At 53.1% G+C, this 19,697-nt stretch carries 16 protein-coding genes; 7 read left to right on the top strand and 9 right to left on the bottom strand.

The features are described 5' to 3' along the window. The first annotated feature begins 9 nt into the window (after positions 1-9). The 3 genes from OGV77_RS19115 to OGV77_RS19105 are packed head-to-tail and all read left to right on the top strand — an operon-like array spanning position 10 to position 3,137. The gene (locus OGV77_RS19115) at positions 10-402 is read left to right on the top strand and encodes a RidA family protein (RefSeq protein ID WP_043015865.1); all 393 of its coding nucleotides are present in this window, start codon (positions 10-12) and stop codon (positions 400-402) included. Positions 403-438: 36 nt separating this feature from the next. Continuing rightward, the gene (locus tag OGV77_RS19110) at positions 439-1,923 is read left to right on the top strand and encodes a sodium:solute symporter family protein (protein ID WP_043015864.1); all 1,485 of its coding nucleotides are present in this window, start codon (positions 439-441) and stop codon (positions 1,921-1,923) included. Beyond that, complete coding sequence (locus OGV77_RS19105) at positions 1,920-3,137, top strand: amino acid deaminase (protein WP_087050880.1); 1,218 nt, start codon at positions 1,920-1,922, stop codon at positions 3,135-3,137. The genes OGV77_RS19110 and OGV77_RS19105 overlap by 4 nt, the downstream gene beginning before the upstream one ends. Positions 3,138-3,312: 175 nt before the next feature. On the opposite strand, the gene phoH is transcribed toward OGV77_RS19105, so the two are convergent. The 5 genes from phoH to putP form a co-directional block, all read right to left on the bottom strand. Beyond that, entirely contained in the window at positions 3,313-4,101 is a 789-nt protein-coding gene (gene phoH / locus OGV77_RS19100) for a phosphate starvation-inducible protein PhoH (RefSeq protein WP_003036052.1), read from the bottom strand. 522 nt (positions 4,102-4,623) lie between these two features. After that, on the bottom strand, positions 4,624-5,907 hold the full coding sequence (gene efeB / locus OGV77_RS19095; RefSeq protein ID WP_087050881.1) for an iron uptake transporter deferrochelatase/peroxidase subunit: 1,284 nt from the start codon (positions 5,905-5,907) through the stop codon (positions 4,624-4,626). Positions 5,908-5,912: 5 nt separating this feature from the next. Further along, positions 5,913-7,040 (bottom strand): iron uptake system protein EfeO, encoded by a 1,128-nt coding sequence (gene efeO / locus OGV77_RS19090; protein WP_087050882.1) that lies wholly within the window; start codon positions 7,038-7,040, stop codon positions 5,913-5,915. A gap of 58 nt (positions 7,041-7,098) precedes the next feature. Further along, a complete protein-coding gene (gene efeU, locus OGV77_RS19085; RefSeq protein WP_043015860.1) occupies positions 7,099-7,932 on the bottom strand; it encodes an iron uptake transporter permease EfeU in 834 nt (277 codons plus the stop codon). 950 nt (positions 7,933-8,882) lie between these two features. Continuing rightward, positions 8,883-10,391, bottom strand: coding sequence for a sodium/proline symporter PutP (gene putP, locus OGV77_RS19080; RefSeq protein WP_286502960.1), 1,509 nt, complete (start codon positions 10,389-10,391; stop codon positions 8,883-8,885). Positions 10,392-10,813: 422 nt separating this feature from the next. Between putP and putA the strand changes: the two genes are divergently transcribed. Both putA and OGV77_RS19070 read left to right on the top strand, forming a co-directional pair. After that, positions 10,814-14,776, top strand: a complete 3,963-nt coding sequence (putA, locus tag OGV77_RS19075) for a trifunctional transcriptional regulator/proline dehydrogenase/L-glutamate gamma-semialdehyde dehydrogenase (protein ID WP_087050884.1) — start codon at positions 10,814-10,816, stop codon at positions 14,774-14,776. Positions 14,777-14,835: 59 nt separating this feature from the next. Further along, on the top strand, positions 14,836-15,231 hold the full coding sequence (locus tag OGV77_RS19070) for a lysozyme inhibitor LprI family protein (protein ID WP_043015858.1): 396 nt from the start codon (positions 14,836-14,838) through the stop codon (positions 15,229-15,231). Here the strand turns inward: OGV77_RS19070 and rutR are convergent. The 3 genes from rutR to OGV77_RS19055 form a co-directional block, all read right to left on the bottom strand. Beyond that, complete coding sequence (rutR, locus tag OGV77_RS19065) at positions 15,228-15,866, bottom strand: HTH-type transcriptional regulator RutR (RefSeq protein WP_043015857.1); 639 nt, start codon at positions 15,864-15,866, stop codon at positions 15,228-15,230. The two genes, OGV77_RS19070 and rutR, sit on opposite strands and share 4 nt — an antisense overlap. Before the next feature lie 58 nt (positions 15,867-15,924). Then, positions 15,925-16,839 (bottom strand): DMT family transporter, encoded by a 915-nt coding sequence (locus OGV77_RS19060; protein WP_043015856.1) that lies wholly within the window; start codon positions 16,837-16,839, stop codon positions 15,925-15,927. Between the two features lie 165 nt (positions 16,840-17,004). Then, positions 17,005-17,178, bottom strand: coding sequence for a con-10 family general stress protein (locus tag OGV77_RS19055; protein WP_003036022.1), 174 nt, complete (start codon positions 17,176-17,178; stop codon positions 17,005-17,007). A 386-nt stretch (positions 17,179-17,564) separates the two neighbouring features. On the opposite strand from OGV77_RS19055, the gene wrbA reads away from it, so the two are divergent. Then, the gene (gene wrbA, locus OGV77_RS19050; RefSeq protein WP_003832057.1) at positions 17,565-18,161 is read left to right on the top strand and encodes an NAD(P)H:quinone oxidoreductase; all 597 of its coding nucleotides are present in this window, start codon (positions 17,565-17,567) and stop codon (positions 18,159-18,161) included. Positions 18,162-18,181: 20 nt separating this feature from the next. Continuing rightward, on the top strand, positions 18,182-18,409 hold the full coding sequence (locus tag OGV77_RS19045) for a YccJ family protein (RefSeq protein WP_003036015.1): 228 nt from the start codon (positions 18,182-18,184) through the stop codon (positions 18,407-18,409). Positions 18,410-18,447: 38 nt separating this feature from the next. On the opposite strand, the gene agp is transcribed toward OGV77_RS19045, so the two are convergent. Beyond that, the gene (agp, locus tag OGV77_RS19040) at positions 18,448-19,689 is read right to left on the bottom strand and encodes a bifunctional glucose-1-phosphatase/inositol phosphatase (RefSeq protein WP_043015855.1); all 1,242 of its coding nucleotides are present in this window, start codon (positions 19,687-19,689) and stop codon (positions 18,448-18,450) included. Positions 19,690-19,697: the final 8 nt, after the last annotated feature.

Here is a 19,697-nt window from a genome sequence, read left to right as displayed (position 1 = left end):
GAGATAAAAATGATTAAACGATACGGAACTGAAGGCTCTGAAGGGACTGGCGGACAAGCATTACCCTTTTCCAGAGCGGTTGCTGCCGACGGCTGGTTGTATGTCTCAGGCCAAACGCCAATGGTCGATGGTGAAATCATCGATGGCGGCATCGTTGCGCAGTCAACGCAGGCCATTCAGAACTGCCTCGACATCATGACTGAAGCCGGGTTCGGTAAAGAAGATATTGTGCATATGAAGGTGTTTCTTACCGATGCCCGTTACTTCCAGTCGTTCAACAAGGTCTTTAAAAGCTTCTTTGCCGAACATCCACCGGCTCGCGTGTGCTGCGTTGCCGACCTGGTCGTCGACTGTATGGTCGAAGTAGACATCACCTGCTTCAACTCAAAATTCAAAAGCTGACTGTTGACGATCACTCTTCAGTAACAAGGATCTATTATGCTACACGAAAATTTCCTGATGTGGTTTTTGATCTACGCCTTCGCCATGATGTTTGTTGGCTGGTACGTGACTCGCCATCAAAAAACCGGGGAGGATTTTATTCTCGGCGGGCGAAAGTTACCCATGCTGTTAACCCTGGGTTCGACCGTCGGTACAATGGTTGGCACAGGTTCCAGCATCGGCGCTGTCAGCTTTGGCTACAGTAACGGCTGGGCGGGAATGTTGTACGGTATTGGCGGCGCGACGGGGATCCTGCTGACAGCCTGGCTATTTGCGCCCGTTCGCAAAATGCGCTTCATGACCATGAGCGAGGAGATCTGCTATTACACAGGTGGTAGCCGAATCGTCAAAAATCTGGTGGCACTGTTGATTTTTCTCGCATCGATTGGCTGGTTGGGCGCGCATATCCTCGGCGGCGGCCTGTATTTAGCATGGGCAGCGAACATCGATATCACCACAGCAAAAATTATTATCGCCGTGGGTTTTATTTTCTACGTCGGAATTGGCGGATACAAAGCCGTCTCTTGGATCGACACGCTGCAATCCATTGTTCTGTTCCTTGGGTTTATCATGTTAGCAGCAATGTCCGTCAGCTACGTCGGCGGTTGGGATGTCGTGGTCGCAAAGACCGATCCACAGGCATTCACGCTGTTTGGGATCGGCAAACTGGGACTTCTCCCCGCCATTTCGCTGTCGATCGTTATTGGCATTGGCGTGCTGGCAACGCCATCATACCGCCAGCGCATATACTCTGCGGCCTCGACCCGCGCGATTCGTCAATCGTTTGTGATAACGGGTCTGCTTTACATGGGATTCTCTTTCCTTCCCGCGATTATCGGTATGGCTACCCATGTGATGGATCCTGGTCTTGAAAATCCGAGTTTTGCATTCCTCTACGCGACAAACTCGCTCCCGTATGTTCTGGCCATGGTGGTGTTAATAGCAGGGATGTCCGCTAACCTGTCATCCGGCAGCTCGGATGCCATCGCCGGGGTTTCCATTATTCTGCGTGATATATACACCATGGTGACAGGCAAAATGCCGCCGCCGGAAAAAGCAATTAACCTGTCACGTATTTTCCTGCTGTGCGTCATCGCGCTGGCACTGGTTTTTGCCCTGACCTCGAACGATATCATTGGCTACATCACCAAAATGATCTCGATGATCATGTCCGGTATGTGCGTCACCGTATTACTGGGCAAATTCTGGCTGCGTTTTAACTGGCAGGGCTGCATCGCCGCGTTGCTGGGAGGAAGCCTGACCTCGCTGGCGGTGATCCTTTCACCGGTATGGTCAAAAGCATTAGGTAATCCGGTGATTCCTGCGCTGTCTGTCAGCCTGGTTGCCGCCGTGGTGGTAACGTTGCTGACGCCGCAGAATAAGCTCTCCCGTGAAGAGGTGCTAAAAATGATCACTGATGAACGTGAAAATACCAGCCATACGCCACGTTCGGACGCAACGCCCGTAAGGAGCGCAGAATGACAGTTGCCGCACATAAATCAGCCATTATGCTGACCCCCTCTTCCGCCCGGGCCTGCGTGCTGAATGAGGATGTTTGTTTGCCCGCCGCGGTGATAAAGGCCCAGGCGCTGGAGAACAATATTTTGTGGATGCAGCGTTACGCAGATACCCGAGGCGTATCGTTGGCTCCCCACGGGAAAACATCCATGACTCCATGGATATTCCGTCAGCAGCAGCAAGCGGGCGCATGGGCAATTGGCGTAGGGAGCGCCTGGCAGGCGCAGGCAGCCATGGCATGTGGTATCCAGCGGGTGCTGATGGCCAACCAACTGGTGGGCAAAGCCAACATGCTGTTGGTCTCACAGTTAAAAAACACATATCCGGACGCTGATTATCTCTGTCTGGTCGACAGCCTGGACAATGCCAGAACGCTGGCCAGATTCTTTAACGAGCATCAGCAAACGCTGGATGTGTTGGTCGAGTTGGGCGTTTCTGGCGGGCGCAGCGGATGCCGCACGACCGCAGAAGCGCTCGCGCTTACCGCCGAAATTTCACAGATGTCAGGTTTGCGCCTGCGTGGACTGGAACTATATGAAGGCGTGCTGCACAGCCACGATCCCCAGCCGCAAATTGAAACGCTGCTTTGCGACGCCGCGCTGCTGGCGTGTCAGATGGAAAAATATGTCGACGGCGAGTTTGTGCTCACTGGCGCAGGTACCGTCTGGTATGACGTGGTATGTAACATCTGGCTGGCAGCAAAGACCCCCTCCCATTGCCGGATAGTTATTCGTCCGGGTTGTTACATTACGCATGACAATGGTATTTACCAGCAGGCGCAAAAGGAATTAATGGCACGCGACAGCATTGCCAGCCATCTGGGCGGCGATTTAGCCCCCGCCCTTGAACTGATGGCTATGGTGCAGTCGGTACCGGAACCTTCACTTGCCGTGGTCAATTTTGGCAAACGTGATGCAGCTTTTGATGCAGGATTACCCCAACCGGTAGCCCTGTATCGCAATGGCAAAGCGCTGCCATTTCAATCCGGTGCAATCACCAGTACAGGAATAATGGATCAACACTGTATGCTATCTCTGGCGCCAGGCTGCAACATCCAGGTTGGTGACATTATTGTTTTTGGCACGTCCCACCCCTGCCTGACCTTTGATAAATGGAAAGCCCTGTATTTAGTTGATGAGGAATACAATGTGTTGGAGGAACTGCGCACAGCATTTTAAATACTCTCAATTCTGGTAATAAAGAGCGCAAGTAGCGAATGGCAAGAGCCTTATTCGGCCTAAACAGTAGTTGTTTTACCAGGCCTGTGCCAACGACTGGAGTAGCAAAAAAAAGTCATGTGTTAACGTCAAATAACAAAGCCCGGTTTCCCGGGCCTTGAAGACGGCGTACTTATCAATTGTAAGCGTTAAGCGTCCGCTGACAGAGCGCAGAGCGGACGCAATCGTCTTTATTGAAACGAACAATCCCAACCATATCATCTTCTTCGAAACGGGCCAGCGCATCGCTAAGCCCTGAGCGAACGTGGGCTGGTAGATCGCACTGGGTCACATCCCCATTCACAATCACCGTCACATTCTCCCCGAGGCGGGTTAAAAACATCTTCATTTGCGCAGCAGTGACGTTCTGAGCCTCGTCAAGAATAACCACTGCATTTTCAAATGTACGTCCACGCATATAGGCGAACGGCGCGATTTCCACCTTACCAATCTCAGGTCGCAGGCAATATTGCATGAAGGAGGCTCCCAGACGTTTCACCAGCACGTCATACACTGGACGAAAATAGGGAGCAAACTTCTCGGAAACATCCCCAGGTAAGAAGCCAAGGTCTTCATCAGCTTGCAGAACTGGACGGGTTACAATGATCCTGTCCACGTCTTTGTGGATCAGAGCCTCTGCTGCTTTTGCCGCGCTGATCCAGGTTTTACCACACCCGGCTTCACCGGTGGCGAAGATCAGCTGTTTACTCTCAATAGCATTCAGGTAGTGCGCCTGAGCTTCATTTCGCGCCGTGATTGGCGTGGCGTCACGACTGTCACGCGCCATACCAATCGCTTCTACGCCGCCCATCTGCACAAGCGAGGTGACCGATTCATCTTCACGTTGCTTATGGCTACGCGAATCCCGCCTCAGCACACGTTTTGCTTCACGACGAGCTTTGATCACTGCTTTTTGTCTTCCCATGGATAGCACCTTGAGTTGTAGGTATACATCACACGCGCCGTTGGCGGCACGATTATGCGCACGAACATCTGAGGGTTGGCTTCCTTGTAAGCCATTGCTTGCTTTCGGATAAGACGCCACGCACAGCTACGCGCACCGTACAGGGCGTCAGTAACAAGGATAAGAAGTGAATGAGAGAGAGATTTAGCGGTGACGAGGAGGCTACCGGAAGAGAAACGTCCGCGTAAAGTACTGCGACTACTGTGAAAAACGTGTCCAATACAGGACTTTTCCATTCGCGATCTCCATAGTGAACGACTATCACCGCCGGGAACTACCGCTATTACTTATAATTACATCATAACCTTTCGTTAATGCAACAATATTTTTACTTGTTGTTAACTTAAATTCTATCTTATCACCAGAGACAGTTTCTTGCCCAGAGATGACAGAATTATTTCAGTTCCATACCGATCATGAAAAATAATTTGTTGATTCATCAAGATGTCAGGAAAAGCCCCGCTGTACAACGGGGCATAATTATCAGGCTTCGAGCAAAGACTGTCCCAGATAGCGATCTGCAGTTTTGACACCCGGCAAAGCAAAGAAGTATCCCCCACCAATCGGTTTGACATACTCTTCCAGCGCTTCGCCGTTCAGGCGTTTCTGCACCGTCAAAAAGCCTTTTTCCAGATCGTGTTGATAGCAGACAAACAACAGTCCCATATCCAGTTGACCGGAATTGGTCACACCGAGCGAATAGCTGTAGCCACGGCGCATCATCAGGCTGGAGTCGGTCTCTTTCGTGCGCGGATTCGCCAGGCGAATATGGCTGTCGAGCGCAATCACCTCACCCTCGGGATCGCTGGCATAGTCAGGTACATCGTGCTCATGCTGCATACCCAGCGGCGCGCCGGTGTGTTTATCGCGACCAAAAATCGTTTGCTGCTCTTTCAGCGGCGTACGATCCCAGAACTCAACGCGGAACTGAATGAGCCTGACGGCCTGATAGCTTCCGCCTTGCGCCCAGGCAGGTTCGCCCTGCCCATCCGTAACCCACACCACGTCTTGCATCAACTTCGCATCCGTAGCGTCCGGATTCGCGGTGCCGTCTTTAAAGCCAAGCAAATTAACCGGGGTCTCTTTACCTTTGCTACGCGCGGCATGATCGGAAATAAACCCTTCACGTTTCCAGCGCACGCTGAGGAGATCGGGCGTATGTTTAATGATATCGCGCAGCGCGTGGATGACAGTGTCTTGCGTGTTGGCACAAATCTGCAGCAGCATATCGCCATGGCACAGCGCCGCGTCCAGTGAATCATTCGGGAAGCGGGTCATTTTTTGCAGCTTTTTTGGCATCTGCGATTTCAGGCCATAGCGTTCATCGAACAGCAAGGAGCCGACTGACAACGTCATCGTCAGGTTGTCTGGCGCAATGTATGCGCCGAGGATACCTGAATCCATAGGGGGAAGACGCGGATTCGGCGTATCCGGAGCCGGTCCGCCGGTGGTCAGAAACGCAAACCGGCTGGTCAACAACCGAAACAAACGTTCGAGATCGGCCTTATCGCTGGCGAGAACATCAAACGCCACCAGCATCATCGATGCCTGCTGCGGCGTCAGGATGCCCGCCTGATGCTGGCCATAAAACGGTTGCGCTTCACTACGTGCATCAGGGGACAGCGTTCCCGGTGCACTTTGCGGTTTTTGCGCGTGGGCAACCGGACATCCCCCGGCAAGCGCAAGCGCGCCACCCAGGGCGCCCATCCCTTTCAGTAAACGTCGGCGTGACGGTTCGCTCACGCCGTTTTCATTATCTTGCTGCATAGTGCTTAATCCAGCCCCAAAACACCGCGTAATTGCGACAAGTCTTCCGCCAGCGTCGTGATTGGCCCTTTCAGCGCATTTCGATCGGCTTCGGTCAGTTTGTCATAGGTTTCAAAGCCGTCTTTGGTACGATATTTGCTCAGAATGGTATCGACTTTTTTGAAGTTCGCGTCCACCTTCGCCAACAGCTCAGCATTGGATTTTTGTAACTGAGGACGCAGGAGATCGACAATTTTCTGCGCACCATCGACGTTGGCCTGGAAATCCCACAAATCGGTATGGCTGTAGCGATCTTCTTCCCCGCTGATTTTGCTGGCAGCGACCTCTTCAATCAGCCCTGCTGCCCCACCAACCACTTTAGACGGTGGGAAAGCCAGCTCGCTAATACGCGTTTGCAGGTCAAGAACATCGCTGTTTAATTGGTCGGCATACTTGTCCATACCTTGAGTGGTATTGTCGCCAAACAGCGCTTTCTCCAGGCGGTGGAAGCCGGTGAATTTGGGATCGGCGGCTTTTTGCTCATAATCATCTTCACGCGCATCGATGCTGCCGTCGAGATCGGAGAACAATTCAGCAATCGGTTCAATACGCTCATAATGCTGACGGGTTGGCGCGTACAGCGATTTCGCTTTTTCCAGATCGCCGGCTTTAATCGCATCGGTGAAGGCTTTGGTCCCCGCAACCAATTGCGCGGTTTCGGCTGTCACATAGGTTTTGTATTCGGTAATCGCGCCGCTCAGACTCAGCAGAGCATCGCTTTGTGCGGCATCCGCTGTTGCACTGCCTTTTACGATCAGTTTACCTTTCGGGTTAGTCAACAGACCGCAGGTCATATCATATTCACCGGGCTGCAGGTTAGCCGTCATTTTCTGGCTAAAGCCTGGTGCAATGTTTTCGCGCTCTTCAACCACCATAACGCCTTTAAGAATTTCCCACTCCAGCGCTTTCTGGCTGTGGTTCTGGATGATGAACTGCGTTTTCCCGGCATTAACCGTGATCGTCATCGGCTCACATTGTTTGTCGTTAACCGTGACTTTCACCTGCGGAATATCGGCGGCTTGTGCAGTAAAAGCGGAGGCAAACAGCGCGGCAATACCCAACTGCAGCGCACTACTGCGAAAATTAAACGTCATAACCTGGCCCTATAAATAAGTATGTTGTAACTAAAAGATATTCTGCATCGCGTTTTGATCAAGGTGCGGTACGCGATGCCGTAGTGCCTGAACGCGGCGGTAGCGCAAACATAATCAACGCCGGAATCAGGTAGATAAACCAGACAGCGACTTCACTCACGCTTGGCGCTTCCTGATAGCCGAAAATGCCTTCCATCAATGTGCCAAACAGCGAATGCGTCGACAGCACACTGCTCAGGTCAAACGCCACATCCTGAAAATGATTCCACAAACCGGCTTCGTGGAAAGCGCGGATCGCCCCAGCGGCAAGACCGGCAGCCACCAGCAAAATGAACAGGCTGGTCCATTTAAAGAATGCCCCGAGGTTGAGGCGAATGCCGCCGAGGTAAATCAGGTATCCCAGTACCACTGCGGTAGCCAGTCCCAGCATCGCGCCTAACGGCGGCCAGATACCTACATCCTGCTGGAATGCGGCCAGCAGGAAGAACACCGACTCCAGCCCTTCACGGGCAACGGCAAAAAAGACCATCATCACCAGCGCCCAGCCGTGATGGTTGCCACGCTGCAACGCGTTATCGACAGCCTGTTCAAGCTGGACTTTGACGTTGCGCGAAACTTTACGCATCCAGAACACCATCCAGGTGAGGATCACCACGGCAATGACCGCCACGATGCCTTCAAACAGCTCCTGTTCTTTTTGCGGAAATTCACCGGTGGTTTCGTTGATGAAAACTCCTAACGCCAGGCATAATGCCGCCGCCAGCAGAACACCAATCCACATCACACCAATCCATCGACCACGCTGAGTCCGTTTCAGGTAGCTGGCAATCAGGCTGACAATCAGCGCGGCCTCTAACCCTTCGCGCAACATAATTAGAAATGGAACAAACATGCGAAGAACCCTTAAACGTTATTCTCGGTCAACTGATGAAAAGAAAAGTAAATTACAGTGATAGTGATTATCATTACAGTAAAGAAAAACTCAAGCAGAATGTTGTGAGAATGATGACTTAATGTAAACAGTTAGGCGGGTAACGGTTATAGCGAGCTTGCAGCGTAGGTAATAAAAGCCCCCACATGCGGCAATGTCATTAAGTTAACGCCTGTGTATCAGAAAGCATCAACCTGTATTCGCGAAGGTAATGAACATGCTATTTCAGAGAAAGGATTCCGTTCACCTCATGTACATCGTTTCTCTGAAGCACCGATTCCTGTGAACGTGTAAAGGGCGTTCTCCGCCACGCCCTTTACAATCCCGGGTCCCGGCGGGAAAATTGCCGCTCCGCGGTCCCCTCCGTTTATTCCTCCAGGCGACCGGGCCGGGCGCGAGGTAGCATCCCTGCAAAGCGCGCCCTGAGCCAGCATCCATGCTGGCTCTCCCGGCCTTACGGAAACACGTCGGCAATTTTCAGCCGGACCAGCCACACCTGACCTCCTGCACTTTTATTTGAATATATTTGAACAGCAAAAAAGATTTAGCTGAAAGTCAGAGCGTTGAAGCGATGACCCCGGTCCGGCTGAAAATCGATGAGGCGTTGACGGCTGACAGGGTCTGTCCGCAGGGATGCGGACAGAGGGGACGGCCTGCAGGGACGCAGGCTCGGCCCCGACCCGACAGGCAGACGGCATAAGACGAATAGCTCGCGCAGCGACGATTTTCCCGCCGGGAGCCTGGGATGCAAGGGAGGCGGCGGTGAGCCTCCCTTGCACGTTCACAGGTATAGCGATATCAGAGAAGCAATGCACATAAGGTGAACGGAAACTAATTCAGGGTAAAACGTTCTCCATACATGCTTAACCGAACGGTATTGCGCACACAGCGAGCCTGAGGACAAAGGCAGATTATTCTGCCTGTAAACGCGATGGCGGAGCTGAGTGATAATGCGCATTAGCCTCGGCAAAACGTTGCTGCATAGCCGTTGATGGCGCTTTACCCAGCAGGCTGAAGACCACAATACCGATGCTGCCGAAAACAAAGCCCGGGATGATTTCATACAGACCCAACCAGGCAAACTGCTTCCAGACGATTACCGTCACCGCACCAATGATCATCCCCGCCAGCGCGCCGTTGCGGGTCATACGCGACCACATTACGGAGAACAGGACTACCGGACCAAACGCCGCGCCGAAGCCGGCCCAGGCATAGCTTACCAGACCAAGTACGCGGTTCTCCGGATTCGCCGCCAGCGCGATGGACACCAACGCCACGACCAGCACCATGATGCGGCCAATCCATACCAGCTCTTTCTGGCTGGCATTTTTACGCAGGAACGCTTTGTACAAATCTTCGGTGATTGCGCTGGAACACACCAGCAACTGGCAGCTCAGAGTCGACATAACCGCAGCGAGGATCGCAGACAGCAGAATACCGGCAATCCATGGGTTAAACAGTATTTGCGCCAGTTCAATAAACACACGCTCGGCGTTCTGGTTAACGGCACCGGCAAGCTGTGGGTTGTTGTTAAAGTAAGCAATACCAAAGAAGCCTACGGCCACGGCACCTGCCAGACACAGGATCATCCAGGTCATACTGATACGGCGAGCATGAACGATGCTATGGTGGGAATCTGCCGCCATAAAGCGCGCCAGAATATGCGGCTGGCCAAAGTAACCCAGACCCCAGCCCATCAGGGAAATGATGGCAACAAAATTCAGCCCTTTGAACATGTCCACGTTCTCAATGCTCTTTTGTTTAATCACTTCCAGCGAATCTTCAAATCCACCTACCCCAATAATGACCATTACCGGCGTCAGGATGAGAGCAAAGATCATCAGGCTGGCCTGGACGGTATCTGTCCAGCTTACCGCCAGGAAACCACCAATAAAGGTATAAATGATCGTCGCGGCCGCGCCCGCCCACAGCGCTGTTTCGTAGCTCATGCCAAAGGTGCTTTCAAACAGACGCGCCCCTGCCACAATCCCTGAAGCACAATAGATGGTGAAAAACAGCAGAATAACCAACGCGGAGATAATACGCAGAATTCGGCTTTTATCTTCAAAGCGACCGGTAAAGTAATCCGGTAACGTCAGCGCATTGTTATTGTATTCGGTATGTACGCGTAAACGTCCGGCCACCAACTTCCAGTTGATCCATGCGCCCAAAATAAGGCCGATGGCGATCCAGCTTTCTGAAATGCCCGACAGGAAAATCGCGCCAGGCAAACCCATCAGCAACCAGCCGCTCATGTCAGATGCCCCGGCGGATAACGCGGTCACGAATGGACCCAGACTGCGTCCACCAAGAATGTAATCGTCAAAGTTTTTGGTCGAACGCCATGCAATAAACCCTATCAATATCATGCCGAAAATATAGACACAGAATGTCACTAACATCGGTGTGCTAATAGCCATCAAAACTCTCCAAAATTATGTATCAGCAATGCCGTGGCTTGCCGTTTTATTACCCTGCCGGAACGTGGCAAAGATATCTATGTTTACCAGGGCGACCGTATCCTGCCGGAAGCGATGGTTATTCACAATCGATTTAACACATCATTTACATCAAATTTGATCCAGAGTAGATAGCATTTTTCTGTAGGTTGCACTCTCTCACACTTTTTACGGTTGCACCTTTTAAAAGTGTTAACTACCGCAGAGAAAAAGATTCGGCAATTATTACAGCCTCTTTCATAACGCTCATATTTATTAACATTTCATTCATTTCCAAGCTTGCAAACCAAGTCACATTTAACATGGTTGCACAAAGTTGCAACATAGTAGATATTTCTCGGTAACTATCAGCCCCGTATTTAAGTACAACAGGAGTAAACGGCATGGGAACCACCACGATGGGGGTTAAGCTGGATGACGCCACTCGCGAGCGTATTAAAACAGCAGCATCACGAATCGATCGCACGCCACATTGGCTGATCAAACAAGCCATCTTTAATTATCTCGAAAGACTGGAAAATGACGACGCGCTTCCTGAGCTGCCAGCCCTGCTGGCGGGTGCCGCGAATGAGGGTGAGGAGTCAACCACGCCGCAGAATGAAGCGCATCAGCCTTTCCTGGAATTTGCCGAACAGATCCTGCCGCAGTCAGTTTCGCGCGCGGCAATTACCGCCGCGTACCGCCGCGCCGAAACCGACGCAGTGCCGATGCTGATGGAGCAGGCACGTCTGCCGCAACCCATCGCCGAGCAAGCGCATAAACTGGCGTACGATCTGGCCGACAAACTGCGTAACCAGAAGACCGCCAGCGGCCGCGCCGGGATGGTACAAGGTTTATTGCAGGAATTCTCCCTTTCTTCACAGGAAGGCGTCGCGCTGATGTGTCTGGCGGAAGCCCTGCTGCGTATTCCCGATAAGGCAACCCGCGATGCGTTAATCCGCGACAAAATTAGCAACGGCAACTGGCAGTCGCACATTGGACGCAGCCCCTCCCTGTTCGTCAACGCGGCGACCTGGGGGCTGTTGTTTACCGGTCGTCTGGTTTCTACGCATAACGAAGCCAGCCTCTCACGCTCACTCAACCGTATTATCGGCAAGAGCGGTGAACCACTGGTGCGTAAAGGCGTCGACATGGCAATGCGCCTGATGGGCGAGCAGTTCGTCACCGGAGAGACTATCGCCGAAGCGCTGGCTAACGCGCGTAAACTGGAAGAAAAAGGTTTCCGCTACTCTTACGACATGCTGGGCGAAGCGGCTCTGACCGCCGCCGATGCCCAGGCTTATATGGTTTCGTACCAGCAGGCGATCCACGCCATTGGTAAAGCCTCTAATGGCCGCGGTATCTATGAAGGGCCTGGCATTTCTATCAAGCTGTCGGCGCTGCATCCGCGTTACAGTCGTGCGCAGTACGATCGCGTAATGGATGAACTCTATCCTCGTCTGAAGTCGCTTACACTGCTGGCGCGCCAGTACGACATCGGCATCAACATTGACGCCGAAGAGGCCGACCGACTGGAGATCTCCCTCGATCTGCTGGAAAAATTGTGCTTTGAACCTGAACTGGCGGGCTGGAACGGTATCGGCTTTGTTATCCAGGCCTATCAGAAGCGCTGCCCGTATGTTATCGACTACCTGATTGACCTCGCCACGCGCAGCCGCCGTCGCCTGATGATCCGTCTGGTTAAGGGCGCCTACTGGGACAGCGAAATCAAACGTGCGCAAATGGACGGTCTGGAAGGCTATCCGGTCTACACCCGTAAGGTGTACACCGATGTTTCCTATCTGGCCTGTGCGAAAAAACTGCTTGCCGTACCGAATCTGATCTACCCGCAGTTCGCTACCCACAACGCCCATACGCTGGCGGCAATTTATCAGTTAGCTGGTCAGAACTACTATCCGGGTCAGTATGAGTTCCAGTGTCTGCACGGCATGGGCGAACCGCTGTATGAGCAGGTCACCGGCAAAGTTGCCGATGGCAAACTGAACCGTCCATGTCGCATTTATGCGCCGGTCGGCACGCACGAAACGCTGCTGGCATACCTGGTGCGTCGTCTGCTGGAAAACGGCGCCAACACCTCGTTCGTCAACCGCATTGCAGACACTACCCTGCCGCTGGATGAACTGGTGGCCGATCCGGTCGAAGCCGTTGAAAAACTGGCGCAGCAGGAAGGCCAGGCCGGTCTGCCGCATCCGAAGATTGCCCTGCCGCGTGACCTGTACGGTAAAGGCCGCGAAAACTCAGGCGGGCTGGATTTAGCGAACGAACATCGTCTGGCCTCACTGTCCTCCGCCCTGCTCAACAGCGCGCTGCAAAAATGGCACGCTAAACCGATGCTCGAACATCCGGTTGCTGACGGTGAAATGACGCCAGTCGTCAACCCGGCCGAACCGAAAGACATTGTCGGTTACGTGCGTGAAGCGACTCACAACGAAGTGGAACAGGCGCTGCAGAACGCGGTAAATAACGCGCCGATCTGGTTCGCCACCCCACCACAAGAGCGCGCCGCTATTTTGCATCGCGCCGCCGTTGTGATGGAAGGTCAGATGCAGCAGTTGATTGGCATCCTGGTGCGCGAAGCCGGTAAAACCTTCAGCAACGCCATTGCGGAAGTGCGCGAAGCGGTCGACTTCCTGCACTATTATGCTGGTCAGGTCCGCGATGACTTCGATAATGAAACCCATCGTCCGTTAGGGCCGGTGGTCTGTATCAGCCCATGGAACTTCCCGCTGGCTATTTTCACCGGGCAGATTGCCGCCGCGTTGGCGGCAGGTAATAGCGTGCTGGCAAAACCTGCGGAACAAACTCCGCTGATTGCCGCCCAGGGTATCGCTATTTTACTCGAAGCGGGTGTACCGCCGGGCGTGGTACAACTGCTGCCAGGTCAGGGTGAAACCGTCGGGTCACAGCTCACTTCCGATGAGCGCGTACGCGGCGTCATGTTTACCGGCTCAACGGAAGTCGCCACGCTGTTGCAACGCAATATTGCGACCCGCCTTGATGCGCAGGGGCGTCCAATCCCGCTTATCGCCGAAACCGGTGGGATGAACGCCATGATTGTCGACTCTTCCGCATTGACGGAACAGGTCGTGGTCGACGTTCTGGCTTCTGCTTTTGACAGCGCCGGGCAGCGCTGTTCCGCACTACGCGTCCTGTGTCTGCAGGATGATATAGCCGATCATACGCTGAAAATGCTGCGCGGTGCGATGGCGGAATGCCGTATGGGCAACCCGGGTCGCCTGACCACCGATATTGGGCCGGTTATCGATGAAGAAGCCAAAGCCAATATTGAGCGCCATATTCAGGCCATGCGCGCCAAAGGACGCCCGGTGTTCCAGGCCGCGCGCGAAAACAGCGACGATGCGCGTGAATGGCAAACCGGTACCTTTATCGCGCCGACGCTTATCGAGCTGGAAAGCTTCGACGAATTACAAAAAGAGGTGTTCGGCCCGGTACTGCACGTTGTGCGTTACACCCGTAACAATCTGGGCAACCTGATTGAACAAATCAATGCCTCCGGCTACGGCCTGACGCTGGGCGTACACACCCGAATCGATGAAACCATCGCCCAGGTTACAGGCTCGGCACACGTGGGGAACCTGTATGTTAACCGCAATATGGTTGGCGCCGTCGTCGGGGTGCAGCCATTCGGTGGCGAAGGCTTGTCAGGAACCGGACCAAAAGCGGGTGGACCGCTGTATCTGTACCGCCTGCTGGCAAACCGTCCGGAAAATGCGTTAGGCATTACGCTTGCCCGTCAGGATGCGGACTATCCGGTCGATGCGCAGCTTAAGGCTGCACTTGTTCAGCCGCTGGAAGCGCTCAGCGAATGGGCAACCGACCGTCCATCGCTGCGTGCTCTCTGCCAGCAGTATGGCGAACTGGCGCAGGCCGGAACCCAACGTCTGCTGCCAGGGCCAACCGGTGAACGCAATACCTGGACACTGTTGCCGCGCGAACGCGTGCTGTGTATCGCTGATGATGAACAGGACGCGCTGGTACAGCTTGCTGCGGTGGCTTCCGTAGGGAGCTTAATCCTGTGGCCAGATGATGCGTTCCATCGTGACCTGGCAAAACGTTTGCCAGCCGCGGTTTCCGGGCGCATTCAGTTTGCCAAAGCGGACAACATCACTACCCAGCCGTTTGATGCGGTTATTTTCCACGGCGATTCCGATCAGCTTCGCGCACTGTGCGAAGCCGTGGCGGCCCGCGAAGGGGCGATCGTGTCGGTCCAGGGCTTTGCCCGCGGCGAAAGCAATATTCTGCTAGAGAGGCTGTACATTGAACGCTCCCTGAGTGTCAATACCGCCGCGGCTGGGGGTAACGCCAGCCTGATGACAATCGGCTAAGGTTGTGGTTAATTAAGGCTCCGGTAACGGGGCCTTTTTTTATGAAGTCAGAGGGAAGCATGAAACGAATCGTACTGACATGTGCAGCGCTGCTGCTGAGCGGCCAGGCGCTGGCGGATGACTGCGCCAACGCGAACACGCAGATTGAGATGAACACCTGTGCAGCAGAGCAATATAAGGTGGCCGACGCTAAACTTAATGAAACGTATCAGAATGCGCTGAAGCGCGCCGCCCCAACCCAGCGAGATTTACTGAAAAAAGCGCAAACCTCATGGATAACCCTGCGCGATGCAGACTGCGCGTTAATCAGTTCTGGCACCGAAGGCGGTAGCGCCCAGGCGATGATATCCAGCCAGTGCCTGACCGATAAAACCAACGAGCGCGAAGCGTTTCTCGCCTCACTGTTACAGTGTGAAGAGGGTGATTTAAGCTGCCCGTTGCCGCCAGCCAGTTAACGTACGCGGATCCCTTCAATAATCATCCGCTGTACGTTCTCCACCGTTTGGTTAAAAAAGGCTTCATCACGCAGCGTTGCGCCCGTCACCGCCTCGACCTGCGGGGCAAAGTCGGCGTAGTGTTGGGTTGAAGCCCAAATCATAAAAATCAGATGATGCGGATCGACCGGAGCCAGTTTTCCGCTTTTTATCCAACCGGCAATCAGCGCGGATTTCTCGTCAATCAGCGTTTTAAGATCCCCCTCCAGTTCAGCCATCAATAAAGGCGCCCCAGCCAGCATCTCCATACAAAACAGCCGTGAGGCCTGCGGGTAATCGCGCGATACTTCCAGCTTAAGGCGAATGTATTCTTTAATGGCCACCAGCGGCGCAAAGTCTTCGCGAAAAGCCTTCAACGGAGCCAGCCAGATGTCGAGGATTTGCCGTAAAACAGCGATATAAAGCACCTCTTTTGACGGGTAGTAATAAAGCAGATTGGTTTTTGATACGCCCGCCTGCTCAGCAACCTGTTCAAGACGCGTGCCGTGGATCCCATATTGGGAGAAGATATTTAATGCCGCGGTTAATATGGCCTGGCGTTTTGCACTGACGGCCTGCGAGCGCTTACCTGTTTTTTTCTCTGCGCGTTGGACCATGCGCCCTCTCCTTCTTGTGAGGGCGTCAGCATACCAAATCATGCGGTGTATGGTTAAATTAAAGCGATTCCGGCGGCGCCTCTTGCGGCTGCGCTTTTTTCTTTTTGAACTTCAGCTCACTGACCAGCACACCAACAATAATGAATGCCGCGCCAAGCAAGGCAAGTAAAGGTAAGCGTTCACCCGCCAGACGACCAAAAATCCCGGCCCACACCGGCTCACCGGTATAAATTACCGTCGCTCGCGTCGGCGAAACGCTGCGCTGCGCCCAGTTCATGGTGACCTGAATAATCGCGCTGAAAATTCCGAGCCCCAGCGCCACAACCAGCAATCCGGTAGACATTGGCGGTACGGTCTCTTTGGCCGGGCCCATCGCAATAAACGCCACTATCGAAGCGGTCGCCAGTTGCACTACCGTTACCCGACGTACATCCACTTTTCCCGCCCACGCGCTAATCAGGATAATTTCAGCCGCAATCGCCACCGCGCCAGCAAGTGTTATCCACTCGCCTTCGCCTAAAGCCAGCAAATTGCCTCCCGGTCCGGCGAGAAAAATCAACCCGATAAAGGCCAGCACAATGCCGACACACGGCATCAGTCCGGGGATACGTCCCAGACACAGCCATTGTAAAAGCGGTACCAACGGCACGTACATCGCGGTAATAAAAGCCGATTTGCTACTGGGAATAAACTGTAGCCCCCAGGTTTGCAAACTATAGCCCAGCGCAATTGCGATACCGATCGCAACGCCTGCTTTAACTTCCAGCCACGTCAGCTTATGCAATGTGCGTAAAGACAAAAGCGCGACCGCCAGCGCGGCGGTGGCAAAACGGACACCAACAAAGAAAAAAGGCCCGCTCAGGGTAACGGCATATTGCACCGCCAGAAACGTGCCACCCCAGAACATGGTGATCACAATGAGGATCGCTTCCTGAGGTTTAACAGAGAAGGAATAACGAGATAGTAATGACATGAGACACCCGAGTAACTGAATGTCATTAGTCTGCGTTGCGTTTTGTTACAGTTCAACCTTGCAGACAAAAAAAACCGCCGGAACAAACCGGCGGCGGTAGGTGGCTACGTAACGTCTGGCTCTGAACTTCAGCCGTCACGACATATCTGACAGATAGCCCGACAATTACGATTTGTTGTTGCCGTGGCTATTTTTGCCCCCTTTTTTACCTGCCTCTGAAGCGCGTTGCGGGTCATTCTTAAAGTTGCCCCCGCTGTGCTGGCCACCTTTTCGACCTGCTTCTGATGCTCTTTCGCGGTCTTCCGCAAAATTACCGGAACCGCCCCGATGGTTTGCCATTACTGACCTCCGTCATTGATTAGACATCATATTGCATAGGTACTGAGGAGTGATACCTCACGCAGCGTTATGGGCTATGCCCTGAAAATAACTGCGTGGGATTAAGCATAGTGAAGCGTGGCCTGGGCGGCCGCTAACTGTAATATCCTGCAACAGGATTGATGATGTTCAAGAAATAGTCACACTGAGAAATCAATAAGTCTTTCTTATGACTACCGAATTTTACCCGGTTAAATATGTATCATTTTGCAACAAGAGAGGTTGTTATAAAAATTGTTATAAATCAAAGAAGTGATTGTGAAATTTGCACTCCTGACAGTACGTCATATCTTTAAAGGTAGGTAGCGAGTCGCTACGGACACGGTTAACTCGAGGAGTAGTGTAAAATGGCAAAAGTTCTGGTGCTTTATTATTCCATGTACGGACACATTGAAACTATGGCCCATGCAGTCGCAGAAGGCGCAAATAAGGTAGATGGCGCGGAAGTGATTATTAAGCGCGTACCAGAGACCATGCAGCCTGAGATATTCCTTAAGGCTGGTGGCAAAACACAAAACGCACCAGTCGCAACCCCGCAAGAACTGGCTGATTACGACGCTATTATTTTTGGTACCCCTACACGCTTTGGCAATATGTCCGGTCAGATGCGCACCTTCCTCGATCAGACAGGCGGGCTGTGGGCGTCAGGCGGCTTGTACGGCAAGCTCGCCAGCGTATTCAGCTCGACAGGGACCGGCGGCGGTCAGGAACAAACCATTACATCAACCTGGACTACGCTTGCCCACCATGGGATGGTAATCGTGCCTATCGGTTACGCAGCGCAAGAGCTGTTTGATGTCTCTCAAGTTCGCGGCGGTACCCCTTACGGCGCAACCACTATCGCCGGAGGCGACGGCTCTCGCCAGCCAAGTCAGGAAGAGTTATCTATCGCCCGCTATCAGGGTGAATATGTCGCTGGTCTGGCAGTAAAACTCAACGGCTAATCTTCAACAGGAGGATTCGAATGCCAACTCAAGAAGCGAAAGCCCATCGCGTCGGCGAATGGGCAAGTCTGCGCAATACATCGCCGGAAATAGCCGAAGCCATTTTTGAAGTCGCGCATTATGACGAGAAGCTGGCGGAAAAAATTTGGGAAGAAGGTAGCGACGAGGTACTCATCAAAGCCTTTGAGAAAACAGACAAAGATTCGCTCTTTTGGGGTGAACAGACTATCGAACGTAAAAACGTTTAGCGCTCAGACTCCCCCGCGAACACGGGGGAGTTTTTCTTTTACTTAGCCGCCTCATTCAGCACGCTGTCGAACTTATCTATCGGGCAAAAACCATCCGCATCTATCGGACACCCTTTCAGCTCCAGCGTTACGCGCTGCGCCGGGGATTTCAGCGTCAGAACGTCTGCATTACGCAACTGCTGCGAGCTCTGATACACGTACTCGATTTTCATCAGATCACGATTTGCGTTGCTGTCATGCCAGCGCTGGAAGACAATCTTTCCGCCAATCGGCGTACGCTCGTTCTGGTCATGAAGCTGGTATGGTTTGAAATCCAGCGCGGTGAGCAGCGATGCGATGTTGGAGTCATGCCCCACCAGCACCGTTATTTTCGGCGCTTTCGCGCGTTCAGTAACCAGCGCATTATCAATATATTTCACCAGCGGTTTAGCCACGTTCTGCGCCACTTCTGGGGAGGTGAACAGGCTGTCCTGATAGCCGTTTTTCAGCTTCGACAGAACCTTCCACTGCTGATCGGATTTAATCTCCCCCCAGGCAACCTGGTCCATCGGGAAGCCTTCGTAATATTGCAGCGTGAAGGCATCAACCAGAGAGTTCCCTACTTTCAGCGGCCCCGAAACCCCAGGCTCTTGTTGGTATTTCGCGCTAAATGTATCTTTGGCATCGGTCAGGGAACACTGCTGTTTTTCTTTGCAGGACGGTGAGTCTTTGTAGTCAGTCATTTGCTCCAGCAACTGATAGCTGTCGTTGAGCTGCATTTTGCTGCGCTCTTTCTCCATTGCCTGCACGGCCTGCTGGCTGAAAGCGGCGGAATCATCAGTGATCACTGGGTTAAATGTGGGATCCATGGTGCCCATTTTGTCCTGATGATGGACCGGAACATCGCACCCCGGGAAAGCACCGGTGACAAAAAACTGCGCCGTAGCAACCGTACGCTGCAGGCTGTTAGCATAGGTATAAACCGTATCCGGTGCCGGACATTCTCCCGATTTCACCATCCCCTGTTCTGCCAGCCACTCTCGCATGTAGTGGCCCATATAGATTTCCAGCACACCGCCTTTGGTGGTGAGTTGTCCTCCGGGGACATCCCATTCTGGCCATTGTTTTGGGGTCGACTGCTCAAGGACGCTGCCATTGTTGGCTAAAGGTGCGCGTAAGTTATGCCGACTCATCATCAATACTTGCATAAGCTGATAGCCTTCCGGCGCGGTCTGCGCCTGCGCGGCGGCTGACAATAATACAGCGCCTGCCACGGCTGTGGCGATTAACGATTTATTCATCCCTACGA

The organism is Citrobacter sp. Ce129 (assembly GCF_030334545.1).
In the GTDB taxonomy this organism is placed as follows: domain Bacteria; phylum Pseudomonadota; class Gammaproteobacteria; order Enterobacterales; family Enterobacteriaceae; genus Citrobacter; species Citrobacter europaeus.
This window is presented reverse-complemented; position numbering and strand designations above follow the sequence as displayed.